Source organism: Sphingobium chungangianum (genome assembly GCF_977014255.1).
Genome location: NZ_CDRNIV010000006.1, coordinates 1,405,970 through 1,419,209, shown reverse-complemented (window position 1 = coordinate 1,419,209; position 13,240 = coordinate 1,405,970). Strand labels below are relative to the sequence as shown.

At 61.6% G+C, this 13,240-nt stretch carries 11 protein-coding genes and 1 tRNA gene; 7 read left to right on the top strand and 5 right to left on the bottom strand.

All coding sequences use genetic code 11. The features are described 5' to 3' along the window. Window positions 1-141: 141 nt before the first annotated feature. Complete coding sequence (locus tag ACWNC0_RS14100; protein WP_449472398.1) at window positions 142-2,127, top strand: acetyl-CoA carboxylase biotin carboxylase subunit; 1,986 nt, start codon at window positions 142-144, stop codon at window positions 2,125-2,127. Window positions 2,128-2,373: 246 nt separating this feature from the next. Beyond that, the gene (gene alr / locus ACWNC0_RS14095; protein WP_449472396.1) at window positions 2,374-3,420 is read left to right on the top strand and encodes an alanine racemase; all 1,047 of its coding nucleotides are present in this window, start codon (window positions 2,374-2,376) and stop codon (window positions 3,418-3,420) included. 45 nt (window positions 3,421-3,465) lie between these two features. Here the strand turns inward: alr and ACWNC0_RS14090 are convergent, their stop codons facing one another. Continuing rightward, entirely contained in the window at window positions 3,466-4,638 is a 1,173-nt protein-coding gene (locus ACWNC0_RS14090; RefSeq protein WP_449472394.1) for an acetyl-CoA C-acetyltransferase, read from the bottom strand. Window positions 4,639-4,683: 45 nt separating this feature from the next. After that, window positions 4,684-5,772: an alpha/beta fold hydrolase gene (locus ACWNC0_RS14085; protein ID WP_449472393.1), complete on the bottom strand. Its 1,089-nt coding sequence runs from the start codon at window positions 5,770-5,772 to the stop codon at window positions 4,684-4,686. On the opposite strand from ACWNC0_RS14085, the gene phaR reads away from it, so the two are divergent. Further along, window positions 5,771-6,361, top strand: coding sequence for a polyhydroxyalkanoate synthesis repressor PhaR (gene phaR, locus ACWNC0_RS14080; RefSeq protein WP_449472391.1), 591 nt, complete (start codon window positions 5,771-5,773; stop codon window positions 6,359-6,361). The two genes, ACWNC0_RS14085 and phaR, sit on opposite strands and share 2 nt — an antisense overlap. 81 nt (window positions 6,362-6,442) lie before the next feature. After that, complete coding sequence (gene proS / locus ACWNC0_RS14075; protein WP_449472389.1) at window positions 6,443-7,969, top strand: proline--tRNA ligase; 1,527 nt, start codon at window positions 6,443-6,445, stop codon at window positions 7,967-7,969. 133 nt (window positions 7,970-8,102) lie between these two features. Here the strand turns inward: proS and hslU are convergent, their stop codons facing one another. Both hslU and hslV read right to left on the bottom strand, forming a co-directional pair. After that, window positions 8,103-9,404 carry an ATP-dependent protease ATPase subunit HslU gene (gene hslU, locus ACWNC0_RS14070; protein ID WP_449472387.1) on the bottom strand — a complete coding sequence of 434 codons (1,302 nt, stop codon included), beginning with the start codon at window positions 9,402-9,404 and terminating at the stop codon, window positions 8,103-8,105. Between the two features lie 132 nt (window positions 9,405-9,536). Next, window positions 9,537-10,079: an ATP-dependent protease subunit HslV gene (gene hslV / locus ACWNC0_RS14065; RefSeq protein ID WP_449474625.1), complete on the bottom strand. Its 543-nt coding sequence runs from the start codon at window positions 10,077-10,079 to the stop codon at window positions 9,537-9,539. A 199-nt stretch (window positions 10,080-10,278) separates the two neighbouring features. Between hslV and ACWNC0_RS14060 the strand changes: the two genes are divergently transcribed. After that, the gene (locus tag ACWNC0_RS14060; RefSeq protein ID WP_449472385.1) at window positions 10,279-10,467 is read left to right on the top strand and encodes a hypothetical protein; all 189 of its coding nucleotides are present in this window, start codon (window positions 10,279-10,281) and stop codon (window positions 10,465-10,467) included. 28 nt (window positions 10,468-10,495) lie between these two features. Here ACWNC0_RS14060 and ACWNC0_RS14055 read toward each other — a convergent pair whose 3' ends face one another. After that, entirely contained in the window at window positions 10,496-10,621 is a 126-nt protein-coding gene (locus tag ACWNC0_RS14055) for an entericidin A/B family lipoprotein (RefSeq protein ID WP_097091531.1), read from the bottom strand. Between the two features lie 137 nt (window positions 10,622-10,758). Between ACWNC0_RS14055 and ACWNC0_RS14050 the strand changes: the two genes are divergently transcribed. Together ACWNC0_RS14050 and ACWNC0_RS14045 are read left to right on the top strand one after the other, a co-directional pair. Continuing rightward, window positions 10,759-10,833, top strand: a tRNA-Val gene (locus ACWNC0_RS14050). Window positions 10,834-10,948: 115 nt separating this feature from the next. After that, a complete protein-coding gene (locus ACWNC0_RS14045) occupies window positions 10,949-13,183 on the top strand; it encodes a S9 family peptidase (protein ID WP_449472383.1) in 2,235 nt (744 codons plus the stop codon). Window positions 13,184-13,240 lie beyond the last annotated feature (57 nt).

Sequence of the window (13,240 nt, the reverse complement as noted above, 5' to 3'; positions counted from 1 at the left end):
GACTTGATCCGGGGTCCCGCTTCTTCTCTGCGTGGAGAGAAGGCAGCGGGATGCCGGATCAAGTCCGGCATGACGGAAGAGGTGAGCTTTGAATTAGCTCGGCCCGCACGGCCGAAAATAGGACTGGGGCAAGGATAGATAATGGCAATCACCAAGATCCTGATCGCGAACCGTGGCGAAATTGCTTGCCGCGTCATCCGCACGGCGCGGAAGATGGGCATCAAGACCGTGGCGGTCTATTCAGACGCCGACGCCCGCGCGCCGCACGTGCTGCTGGCCGATGAAGCGGTGCATATCGGCCCGTCGCCCGCCGCTCAGTCCTATCTTATCGCGGAGAAGATCATCCAGGCCTGCAAGGATACAGGCGCTGATGCAGTCCATCCGGGCTATGGCTTCCTGTCGGAGCGCGAGAGCTTTCGCAAGGCGCTGGACGCCGAGGGCATCATCTTCGTCGGCCCGCCCGCCAATGCCATCGCGGCGATGGGCGACAAGATCGAATCCAAGAAGCTTGCCATGGAGGCGGGCGTCAATGTCGTCCCCGGCTATGTCGGCGTGATCGAGGACACCGAACATGCCGTGAAGATCTCAAACGAGATCGGCTATCCGGTGATGATGAAGGCGTCGGCCGGCGGCGGCGGCAAGGGCATGCGCCTTGCTTATTCGGAACAGGATGTCCGCGAAGGCTTCGAGGCGACCAAGCGCGAGGGGCTGAACAGCTTCGGCGATGACCGCGTTTTCATCGAGAAGTTTATCGAAAGCCCGCGCCATATCGAAATCCAGATATTGGGCGATCAGCACGGGAATATCGTTTACCTGAACGAGCGTGAATGCTCGATCCAGCGCCGCCACCAGAAGGTGGTCGAGGAAGCGCCGTCGCCCTTCGTTTCGTCGGAAATGCGTAAGAAGATGGGTGAGCAGTGCGTCGCTCTGGCCCGTGCGGTCGGCTATTTCAGTGCGGGCACGGTCGAACTGATCGTATCGGGCGCGGACAAGACCGGCGACGGCTTCTACTTCCTGGAAATGAACACCCGCTTGCAGGTGGAGCATCCGGTCACCGAAGAGATCACCGGCCTCGATCTGGTCGAGCAGATGATCCGCGTCGCCAATGGCGAGGAACTGAGCTTCGCCCAAGAAGATGTGAAGATCAACGGCTGGTCGATCGAGAACCGCGTCTATGCCGAAGATCCCTATCGTGGCTTCCTGCCCTCAACGGGCCGCCTGATCCGCTACAATCCGCCCGAAACCGGCGATGGCGTGCGCGTCGATGACGGCGTGGTCGAAGGCGGCGAAGTGTCGATGTTCTACGACCCGATGATCGCCAAGCTGATCACCTGGGCGCCGACCCGTCTGGAAGCGATCGACAAGCAGATCGCGGCGCTCGACCAGTTCGAGATTGAAGGGCCGGGCCACAATATCGATTTCGTCTCGGCGCTCATGCAGCATGAGCGTTTCCGTTCGGGCAACATCACCACCGGCTTCATCGCGGAGGAATATCCGGATGGCTTCACCGGCGCGCCCGCTTCCGAAACGCTGCTGAAGAAGCTTTCGGCGATTGGCGCGTTCGCAGCGATGGCGCAGGCCGATCGTGCCCGCCGCATCGATGGACAGCTTGGCAAGAAGTTGCGCGCTCCCACCAGCTGGCAGGTGAAGATCGGGGAGGCGGTCCATGACGTGGTCATCAACGGGGATGACGTCACCGTGGATGGCGAAGCGATCGATATGGCGCTGGAATATACGCCGGGTGATCGTCTGATAGAGGCGGAGTTTGGCGAGGAACTGCTGGCAGTGAAGATCGCGCCGGTTCGGTCCGGCTTCGTGCTGACGGCTCATGGCGCAAGCCACAAGCTGCGCATTTTGCCCGCCCATGCAGCGGTCCATGCCAAGCACATGATCGAAAAGATCCCGCCCGATCTGTCCCGCTTCCTGATCTGTCCGATGCCGGGCCTGCTCGTCGCATTGCACGTCACAGAAGGCGACAAGGTCGAAGCCGGTCAGCCGCTTGCCGTGATCGAGGCGATGAAGATGGAAAATATCCTGCGCGCTGCCAAGGCGGGCGTGGTGAAGAGCGTGTCGGCCGCGCAAGGCGAAAGCCTGCCCGTGGACGCGATCATTCTGGAACTGGAATAGGAATTGGAGTTGGGCGCGGTGGGGATTGTCTCCTTTCCGCGCCCAGATCTTGTTGATACCCAAACCCCGTGCGGCGTTAGCCCATAGGGGGTGCATCAGGTTCGGTCTTTCAGAGGCTGTCCGCGATTGCATGACGGGTCCAGCTTTCAAAGGCTGTCACGTCGGCAGTGCCGCTGACCCCGGAGCAAGAAGCCGCGCCCTTCGAAACCCTCGACGCCTGTACTGGATGCCGCTATCGCAACGGCGATGACCGCATTTACCGCTCCGCTGCGCCTTCGCCTAGATGGCGGCGCACTTGTGAATAACTGGCGCTGGTTGCAACGGCATAGCGGCGGCGCGGCATGTGGCGCCGCGATCAAGGCGAATGGATACGGCACCGGCGCGGTTGAGGTGATGCGCCGACTGCTTGTCGCGGGTTGCCGAGACTTTTTCGTATCAAACTGGGCTGAAGCGGCCTTGCTGGAGCCGATGCTGCAGGATGGGATCAACCTGTCGGTATTCCACGGCGTGCGCTCCGAGGATATGCAGACGGCGATCGCGTCGCGTGCGCGGCCTGTTCTCTGCACGGCGGATCAGATCGCGCGGTGGAAGGCGGCGGGCGGAGGCGCTTGCGACGTCATGGTCGATACGGGCATGAACCGGCTCGGACTGGATTGGCGGAGTGACGTCGCCGCCGCTTTGGACGGGTTGACGGTCGATACGCTGCTCAGTCACCTGGTGTCGGCCGATGAGGATAGCGGGCTCAGCAAACTGCAACTTGATCGGTTCGGCGCCCTAACTGGTAAAGCTACCGCGCGCCGTTACAGCCTGGCGAACAGCGCGGGCATTTGCTTGGGGCAAGCCTACGCATTTGACCTGACGCGGCCGGGGCTGGCGCTTTATGGCGGCATCCCCAGAGCCGAAGCCGCCGGAAAAATCGCGCAGGTCGTCTTTCCGCAGGCGCAAGTTCTGCAAAGGCGCCATGTGCCCGCAGGCGATGGGATCGGCTATAACGCGGTTCATATCGCCGAGCGCGACATGGAAATAGCCGTGTTGAACATCGGCTATGCGGACGGCTATCTGCGCTGCTTTTCCGGCCGAGGGATGGTTAGCGCGGGTGACGTTCAACTGCCGGTCGTGGGACGGGTTTCGATGGACCTCGTCGCGGTGGATGTCTCTGCGATGCCGTCAGTGTCGGAAGGGGATTGGCTCGACATCGCCTACGACTTGCCCGTGACGGCGTCGCTATCCGGCCTGTCGCAATATGAATTGCTGACCGGCCTCGGTCCCCGTTACGATCGGCTCTGGGAATAAGGATGTGGTGGGCCGCCGGACTCGATCCGGCGGCCCAATTGCCAATTATCTTTCGATGCACATGGCGACGCCCATGCCGCCCCCGATGCACAGCGTTGCAAGGCCCTTCTTCGCATCACGCTTCTGCATTTCATAAAGCAGCGTGGTCAGCACGCGCGCACCCGACGCTCCAATCGGATGGCCGATGGCGATCGCGCCGCCGTTCACATTGACCTTTTCCGGGTCCCATCCCAGTTCCTGACCTACCGCCAGCGCCTGGGCCGCGAAAGCCTCGTTCGCTTCGATCAGGTCGAGGTCAGCCAGCGACCAACCCGCCTTGGCCAGCGCGTTGCGCGACGCGGGGGCAGGGCCGATGCCCATGATGGAAGGGTCCACCCCACAGGTGGCGAAGCCTGCGATGCGCCCAAGAATGGCAGCGCCCCGCTGGGCCGCATCGGCTGCGGTCATGAGGACCAGTGCAGCAGCGCCGTCATTGATGCCACTGGCATTGCCTGCGGTTACGCTGCCATCCTTCTTGAAGGCGGGGCGCAGGCCCTGCATGGCTTCCAGCGTCGCGCCAGCGCGAATATACTCGTCAGCATCCACGATGGTATCACCCTTGCGACCCTTCACGGTCACCGGGACGATCTCGTCCTTGAACCGGCCCGAAGCCCGCGCGGTTTCTGCCTTGTTCTGGCTTGCCACGGCGAACTCATCCTGCGCTTCGCGGCTGATCTGATACCGCTCCGCCAGATTTTCGGCGGTGACGCCCATGTGGTAGTTGTTGAACGCATCGGTCAGGCCATCATGCGTCATCGTGTCGATGAACGAGACCGGACCCATCTTTGCCCCGCCGCGCAGATACTGCGCATGGGGGGCGAGCGACATGCTTTCCTGCCCGCCCGCAACCATGATGCGGGCATCACCCGCCTTGATCGCCTGCGCCGCGAGCGCGACCGCGCGAAGGCCCGATCCGCACAGCTGGTTAATGCCGATGGCGGTGCGTTCCACAGGTATTCCGGCGTTAACGGCGGCCTGACGCGCGGGGTTCTGCCCCTGCGCCGCACTCAGGACTTGGCCCAATATGACCTCGTCGACTTCCTCAGCGGCTACCCCGGCCTGATTGAGCGCCGCGATGATGGCGGTGCGTCCCAACTCATGCGCAGGCGTGGACCCGAATGCGCCCATGAAACTGCCGACGGCGGTACGCTTTGCAGCGGTGATGACGATGTCTGACAAAGTCCTGTCCTCGATGAAGGGTTTCAGTTCGCAGTTGCAATATCATCAACCTCCATGGGTTGAAAGCCATAGAGACAGCGGGTCCCAGAGCAGGTGACGGGCGTTGCTTCCGACGATCATCCCGACATGGCCGAGTTGCAGTGTAAAACCATCGGCCAGTTCCGGCGCGGCGCTGGCCGGGACGATCCGGTCGGTGGCGGATCGGACGGAGAATGTCGGGCAGCGAAGGCTTTCAGGATCGACCGTCTTGCCATCAACTCGCCATTGTCGGTTGCCAGTGATATTTCGTCCGTAGAAGTTCTCGAACAGCTCCTGGCCTGCTGCGAAGGTTAGGGGTGATCCGCCGTTCGCCCAATCCTCCACGGCCAGGAAAGCGCGCTCCGCTTCAGAGCCTAGCTCCATTCCCGCGAATGCCGCATATTTCCGGATGGTGCGGGCCGGGTCCATTGCCCAGAAGCCCGATTGCAACACTTCCATCGGCACATAACCGAGCTGCTCACTGGTGGCTTTCGCGCCGCGCCAGAGCGACGCGATAAGGTTGCGGTCGGCATCGGGAAAGCCATCAAATTGCCACGGCGCCGCGATGGTGGCGACGGCCTTCACCTCGGCAACCGCCGCCGCTCCCAGCGCAAGGCTGCCCCCCAGACAATAGCCCACGAGGATGGGCTGCTGGGGGAGCGATTCCAGCAGAGTAAGAAGGCGCTTCGTCACATGATGCTCAAGGTCGAGTTGCGCGTCCTCGGCACGGGGGCTGCCCCAATCGACCAGATAGGCGTCATGTCCTGCTGCGGCCATGTGGCGCAGCATGGATCGCCCTTCCGACAGGTCAAGAACCTGTGGCGGGTTGATTAGCGAAGGGATGAAGACGACGGGCGCACGACCGTTTTCCGTGCCGTATCGCAGCAATCTGGCACTTCCGGCCGCAGCAAAGACGGTGGGCGCCGGTGGCGGAGACGGCCGGGTGGCGTCCTGATATTTACGCAGACCTTGGAAAGCTGCCCGTCGCAGATCAGGGTCATGTTCCGTTTCCCGCCATAAAATGTCGAGAAAGAGGGGCAACGGCCTAGGGCCATGTTGCGGTGCGGCAACACCTTGTGCTAATGCGGAATGTACAGGTGTGGGAGAGGAATCCATGGCCAAAACCAAGACCGCCAATGAATCAGAGCCGGTCATTATCAAGAAATATGCGAACAGGCGTCTCTATAACACGGAAACGTCCAGTTACATCACTCTTGATCTGCTGTCGCAAATGACTCGTGAGGGGCGCGAGTTCGTGGTGGTGGATGCCAAGACCGGGGAGGACATAACACATAATGTCCTCACGCAAATCATCATGGAGGAAGAGCAGCGGGGCAAGAACATGCTGCCCGTCAACTTCCTGCGGCAGCTGATCGCCATGTATGGCGATTCCATGCAGTCGATGGTGCCGCAATATCTGGAAGAGTCGATGAATGCCTTCCGCAAGAACCAGATGCAGTTCCAGGAAGCGATGAAGGGTGCCTTTGGCGGTGGCCCGCTGGCGGAGATCGCCAAGCGCAACATGCAGATGTTAGAAGCCGCGGCGAATGCCTTCGGCAACGTGCCGGGAATGCCTACCATGCCGGGAATGCCGGGCGCATCGGCGCCTGCGCAGCCTGCCTCCGAAAGCAGCAAGGACGACGAGATCGCGAATTTGAAGGCGCAGCTTTCCGCCCTCAATGCCAAGATCGACAAGCTGGGCTGAGCCCGCGCGTTCGGGGTCGACGGGACGGCGCGCTTCGCCTATGGCGCGCCATCCTTTAAGTCGAAGAACAAGGCCGGACCCGTGAAGCACGCCCTTTCCGTTACCCGCGAACAGGATTTCGCCGCCTGGTATCAGGCCGTCGTCAGCGAAGCCGACATGGCCGAGGAAAGCGGCGTTCGTGGTTGTATGGTCATCCGGCCATGGGGCTACGGCATCTGGGAACGGATGCAGAAGTTGCTGGACGATCGGATCAAGGCGACCGGCCACGAAAATTGCTATTTCCCGCTCTTCATCCCGCTTTCCTACTTCGAAAAGGAAGCGGAGCATGTGGACGGCTTTGCCAAGGAAATGGCGGTCGTCACGCACCATCGTCTGATCCAGAAGGACGGCAAGCTGGTGCCCGATCCGGAGGCAAAGCTGGAAGAACCGCTGGTGGTTCGCCCGACTTCCGAAACGGTGATCGGCGCGGCTTTCTCGCGCTGGGTGCAGAGCTGGCGCGACCTGCCGGTGTTGATCAACCAATGGGCCAATGTCGTCCGCTGGGAAATGCGCACACGTATGTTCCTGCGCACCGCTGAGTTCCTCTGGCAGGAAGGGCATACGGCGCACGCCACCGTCGATGAGGCGATGGAAGAGACGATGAAGATGCTGGAGGTATATCGCAGCTTCGCCGAAGAGTGCGTCGCGCTGCCGGTGGTTGCTGGAGAGAAGCCGGAGAATGAACGCTTCCCCGGTGCTGTCGCGACCTATTCGATCGAAGCGATGATGCAGGACGGCAAGGCGCTTCAGGCGGGCACGTCGCATTTCCTCGGCACGACTTTTTCGCGGGCGCAGAACATCAAGTTCCAGAATGCCGAAGGGCAACAGGAGCTGGCGCAGACGACCAGTTGGGGCATGTCGACCCGCATGATCGGCGGGCTGATCATGGTGCATGGCGACGATGACGGCCTGCGCGTGCCGCCTCGCCTTGCGCCCTATCAGATCGTGGTAGTGCCGATGCTGCGCGACAATGACGAGGATGCGGCGATCCTGGATTATTGCGCCGATCTGGTCGCCGAGTTGAACAAGCAGGACGTATTCCGCGAGCCCGTCCGCGCGCTTCTGGACAAGCGACCCGCCAAAGCAGCGAACAAGCGCTGGGGCTGGGTCAAGAAGGGCGCGCCGATCGTGATCGAGGTAGGCGGGCGCGACGTTGCGGGCGGGAACGTATCGGTTCTGCGCCGCGATCGCCTCTATCGGGAAGACGGGAAGCTCGACAGCCAGATCGTCGCAAAGGGCGATTTTCTGGGCGCTGCGACCGGCATGCTGGAGGAGATTCAGCAGGCTCTGTTCGCCGATGCGCAGGCCCGGCTGCATGGGAACATCGACAAGTCGATCACGTCGCTGGATGCGCTGAAAGCCTATTTGGCTGCGAGCAAGAAGCAGGGCTGGGCGTTGGTACAATGGTCAAAGCCCACGGGTCCGGCGCTCGACAAGGTGATCGAGTGGCTGAAGGGCGAGAAGCTGACGCTGCGCAACGTGCCGCTGGATGCGGACGCTGCTGATGGTGCGTGCATCTTCACCGGCGAGAAGGCGGTGGAGCGGGTGCTGGTAGGACGCAGCTACTGATGAATTTCCCCTCCCGCAGGCGGGAGGGGATCAAGGGGTGGGGCCTCCGAAGGAGGCTCGCTACGCTCGCGCCCACCCCCGGCCCTTCAAACGAGTCACGTGCCTCGTTTGAACGCTTGCGGGAGGGGAGTAGTTACAGCACATATTTGCTGAGGTCGGTGTTGCGCGCCACCTCGCTCAGTTGCTTCTCGACATAGGCTGCATCGACCACCAGCGTCTCGCCCTGACGATCCTCCGCCTCGAAGCTCACATCCTCCAGCAGCTTTTCCATGACCGTCTGGAGGCGACGGGCGCCGATATTCTCGATTTCGCCATTCACCTCGGCGGCGATCTTCGCGACCGCGCGAATGCCGTCGGGCGTGAGGTCGATCGTGACGCCTTCGGTCGCCAACAATGCGCGATATTGCGCAACCAGGCTCGCCTTGGTGTCGGACAGGATCGAAACGAAATCGTCCTCTGTTAGCGCCTTCAGTTCGACACGGATCGGCAGGCGGCCCTGAAGCTCCGGCAGCAGGTCGCTGGGCTTCGCGACGTGGAAAGCACCCGATGCGATGAACAGGATGTGATCAGTCTTTAGCGGGCCATATTTGGTCGAGACCGTCGTACCTTCGATCAACGGCAGCAGGTCGCGCTGCACGCCTTCGCGGCTGACCGAGCCGCCACGCACGTCGCTGACGGCGATCTTGTCGATCTCATCGAGGAAGACGATGCCATTCTGCTCGGCGCTCGCAATCGCGACGCGGGCGACATCGTCCTGGTCCAGCCGCTTGTCCTGCTCTTCTTCTACCAGCTTGTCCCAAGCCTCGGCTACGCGTAGCTTGCGCCGCTTCTTCTGGGTTTGGCCGAATGCCTTTGACATCATGTCGGACAGGTTGATCATGCCGATCTGGCCGCCCATGCCGGGGATTTCCATCGGCATGGAGGGGCTGTCGGCGACTTCCACCTCAACCTCGACATCGTTCATCTGGTCATTCTCGATCCGCTGACGGAAGGAGAGGCGGGTCGCCTCGCTCGCTTCCTTGCCAGTGAGGGCATCGAGCAGACGGTTCATCGCCGCCTCGGAAGCAGCTTCACGCACGGCTTCGCGGCGACGATCCTTCTCCAGGCGCACCGCTTCCTCGACCAGATCGCGGACGATCTGTTCCACATCGCGGCCGACATAGCCGACTTCGGTAAACTTCGTCGCCTCGACCTTCACGAACGGCGCGTCTGCGAGCTTGGCAAGGCGGCGGCTGATCTCGGTCTTGCCGCAGCCCGTGGGGCCGATCATCAGGATATTCTTCGGCGTAACCTCATCACGCAGATCGGGCGAGAGGCGCTGCCGACGCCAGCGGTTGCGCAGCGCCACGGCAACGGCGCGCTTGGCATCGGCCTGACCGATGATGTGCGCATCGAGCGCGGAAACAATGGCCTTGGGTGTCAGATTGTCGTTCATCTTCTTCTCACTCCCCTCCCGCAAGCGGGAGGGGCCGGGGGTGGGGGCGATTGCGAAAGCAATCGACTTCAACTTTTAGGGATAGGGAAAATGCCCACCCCAACCCCTCCCGCTTGCGGGAGGGGCTTTACATCAACTCACGCTCGCCAGCTCTTCGATCACAAGCTGATCGTTGGTATAGACACAGATGTCCGCCGCCACCGCCATCGCCTTACGCGCAAGCGTCTCTGCATCTTCCTCATACTCGACGAGCGCGCGGGCTGCTGCGAGCGCGAAATTGCCGCCTGATCCGATAGCCGCCACGCCGCCGACCGGCTCCAGCACGTCGCCATTGCCCGTCAGGATCAGCGTCACTTCCTTGTCGGCAACGATCATCATCGCTTCCAGATTGCGGAGATATTTGTCGGTGCGCCAGTCCTTGGCCAACTCCACAGCGGCGCGCATCAACTGTCCATTGTGCCGTTCCAGCTTCGCTTCAAGTCGTTCGAACAGGGTGAAAGCGTCAGCCGTCGCTCCAGCGAAACCGCCGATGACTGAGCCGTCATGCAAGCGGCGAACCTTCCGGGCATTGGGCTTCATCACCGTCTGGCCCATGGAAACCTGGCCGTCACCGGCCACGATCACCTTCCCATTTTTTCGTACGGACATGATGGTGGTGCCGTGCCAGACGGGCATGGCGGAGGAGCGTTGGTCGTTCATGGCGCGGCATATGGGTGCGAATGGGCTACCGCGCAAGCATAGTAGCGGAGGGCGTCGGATCGTGTCATTTTCTGGACGGATTTATGACAATCCATTCAGGAACCGATCCCGGTCAATTGACTTTGTGCAGAGCAGCAAAGATCATGTCCGGACGGTGAATGGGAGGAAATTTCACATGTCTCTGAAAGCCAGAGCGCGAGAGAAGGTCGAGCGGGCAGGGATTTCCAACTATACCTTCGACCATGACGTCCTTGTGATGTGCGGGGTCCGCTACACCATCGCGGCATGCAACTGCGGCCAGCCGGATTGCGACGGCGTGAAGCTGGAAAGAAGCGCGGCCATGACTAACCGCGTCCTCCAATAATCGGTGTGAAGGAAGGGCCGACCTATCCTTACATCGCCCTCTCACCGGCCCGTCCGACCGATTCAATGTCCCGGCCAACGCCCTTGACCGTGTTGCAGGCCGCCAAGCTGGTGAGAAGAAGCCCAGTGATCATGAGGGCAATGGTCTGACGCATCGATAGTCACTCCCTTTATCGTTCCCGCCACTAAACTTTCACGCCTAAAAGGCAATGAGTGCAATTTGCAACTCCCCGTCCAAGCTCGTCTTGACAGGAGCCGTGGCCGATGCCAATGGCCGCATCCTCCTTTCAGGGGGCGCGTAGCTCAGCGGTAGAGCACACCCTTCACACGGGTGGGGTCACAGGTTCAATCCCTGTCGCGCCCACCATGATCTCCTCCGGTCATGGTGAGAAAGATTATGTCCCTACATTGATCTTTTCGTCCACTCCGCGTTAACTCGCGGCGATACATCCGGCTGTCTTGGCCGAGGCGAAAGGATAAGGATGTCCTCATTGTTGAAGGGCAGCGCAGCCGCTCTGGCACTGCTGGCAAGTGCTGCCATCCCGGTTTCCGCACAACAGCAACTGACGCTGGAGCGCATCTTCGCCAATCCCGACCTGTCGGGGCCTCAGCCGCGAGCGTTGAAGCTCTCCCCTGATGGCAAGCTTGTCACGCTGCTCAAACCCCGCGCGGACGAGAGGGAACGACTGGACCTCTGGGCGATCGACAGCGCGACCGGAGCGGAGCGCATGCTCGTGGATTCAAGGAAGACCGGAAGCGGCGCTGAGCTTTCCGAAGCGGAAAAGATGCAGCGCGAACGGGACCGATCGGTTGCAGGCAGCACCGGGATCGCCAGCTATGACTGGGCTCTCAATGGCAAGAGCATCCTCGTCCCGGTGGATGGCGATCTTTACCTTGCATCGCTCGATGGCCAGGTGTCGCGCCTGACCAACACTCCGAGCAGCGAACTGAATGGCGTGGTCAGTCCCAAGGGTGGCTTTGTCTCCTACGTGCGCGACGGCAATCTCTTCGTGCAGCCGATCGGCGGGCGGGAGCGGCAAGTGACGCAGGGGGCGAGTGAGACGGTCAGTTGGGGCGTGGCCGAGTTCGTGGCGCAGGAGGAAATGGACCGGCGCACCGGCTACTGGTGGTCGCCTGACGATCAGTTGATCGCGGTTGCTCGCGTGGATGAAGGACCGGTCGGTATCGTCACCCGCACGGCGATCGGCGGCGAGGGCACGAAGGTCTATCAGCAACGCTACCCCGCTGCGGGGACTGCCAACGCGCTGGTCGATCTCTATGTGATGCGCCCGGATGGCAGTGGGCAAATGAAAGTCGACCTTGGCGATGACAGCGACATCTATCTGGCGCGGGTCGATTGGTCGAAGGACGGGCGGACGCTCTACGTCCAACGCCAGACCCGTGATCAGAAGCGGCTCGATCTGCTGGCGGTCGATCCTGCGACGGGCAAGTCCAGGATCGTCCTGACAGAAAGGGCGAAAAGCTGGGTCAACCTCAGCAATAACTTCAAGTCGTTGAAGGACGGCAGCTTCCTGTGGTGGTCGGAGAAGACGGGGCACGGCCATCTCTACCATGTTCGCGACGGCAAGTGGGTCGCGCTGACCAGCGGTGCATGGGAAGTGCGGGACGTGGTCGCCGTGGATGAGCGGCAGGGCACCGTCTATTTCACCGGCAATCGTGAGACGCCTTTGGAGCAGCAGCTTTACGCTGCCGCGTTGTCGGGCAAGGGGCCGTTGCGGCAGTTGACCAGCAATGGCTGGTGGAACGATGCGGTGATGGACAGCGGCGCAACGCATCTGGTGATCTCCCGCAGCAACACGGACCAGCCCAAGCAGGTCTATCTGGCCGACGGCAGCGGCAAGCGGCTTGGGTGGCTGTCAGAAAATGCCATCGTCGGGGATCACCCCTACGCCCCTTACCTCGCCAGCCATGCGAAGACGCGTTTTGGCATGATCAAGGCGGCGGACGGATCAACGCTTTATACGCGGATCATGACCCCGCCGCTGGAGCCGGGCAAGCAATACCCCGTCTTCATGCTGCATTATGGCGGGCCGGGAGCGGGTAGGGTCGTCACCAATCAGTGGGGATCGCCCGTCTATCAATATCTGGTGGATCGCGGCTGGATCGTCTTTGCAGTCGATAACAGGGGCACGCCGGATCGCGGCAAGGCGTTCGAGGATCAATTATATCGTGCAATGGGCACGGTAGAGGTCGACGACCAGCTAAAGGGCGTCGAGTGGTTGAAATCTCAGCCCTATGTCGATCCGCAGCGGATCGCGACCTATGGTTGGTCCTATGGCGGCTATATGTCGGTCAAGCTGCTGAAAAAGGCGCCAGGCCTGTTCTCTGCCGCTATCGCGGGCGCTCCCGTAACTCGCTGGGAGCTTTACGACACGCATTATACTGAGCGGTATCTGGGCAAGCCACAGGATCGCCCAAGCGCCTATCCGGCGTCCGGCGCCATCGACGATGCCGTCAAGATCAAGGACCCGATGCTGCTGATCCACGGCATGTCCGATGACAATGTCGTGTTCGACAACGCCACCGCCTTGATGGCGCGGATGCAGGCAGAAGCCGTGCCGTTCGAGATGATGGTCTATCCCGGCCAGACGCACCGCGTGGGCGGCCCCGGCATCAGCATCCACCTGTGGCGCACGATCGAGGATTTCCTCCGCCGCAACGGAACCGCGCCCGAGGAGCCGCCGCCGGGTAAATAAAGGCTATCGGCCCGCAAAGCCGCTTCATGCTGGACAATTGCCGGGACAACGCTATGG

Excerpts from the sequence above, each read along its gene's own strand:
- ACWNC0_RS14085 (WP_449472393.1), bottom strand. The coding sequence starts at position 5,772 with ATGGATTCCTCTCCCACACCTGTACATTCCGCATTAGCACAAGGTGTT.
- alr (WP_449472396.1), top strand. The coding sequence starts at position 2,374 with ATGACCGCATTTACCGCTCCGCTGCGCCTTCGCCTAGATGGCGGCGCA.
- hslU (WP_449472387.1), bottom strand. The coding sequence starts at position 9,404 with ATGAACGACAATCTGACACCCAAGGCCATTGTTTCCGCGCTCGATGCG.
- phaR (WP_449472391.1), top strand. The coding sequence starts at position 5,771 with ATGGCCAAAACCAAGACCGCCAATGAATCAGAGCCGGTCATTATCAAG.
- ACWNC0_RS14045 (WP_449472383.1), top strand. The coding sequence starts at position 10,949 with ATGTCCTCATTGTTGAAGGGCAGCGCAGCCGCTCTGGCACTGCTGGCA.
- ACWNC0_RS14060 (WP_449472385.1), top strand. The coding sequence starts at position 10,279 with ATGTCTCTGAAAGCCAGAGCGCGAGAGAAGGTCGAGCGGGCAGGGATT.
- hslV (WP_449474625.1), bottom strand. The coding sequence starts at position 10,079 with ATGCCCGTCTGGCACGGCACCACCATCATGTCCGTACGAAAAAATGGG.
- ACWNC0_RS14055 (WP_097091531.1), bottom strand. The coding sequence starts at position 10,621 with ATGCGTCAGACCATTGCCCTCATGATCACTGGGCTTCTTCTCACCAGC.
- ACWNC0_RS14100 (WP_449472398.1), top strand. The coding sequence starts at position 142 with ATGGCAATCACCAAGATCCTGATCGCGAACCGTGGCGAAATTGCTTGC.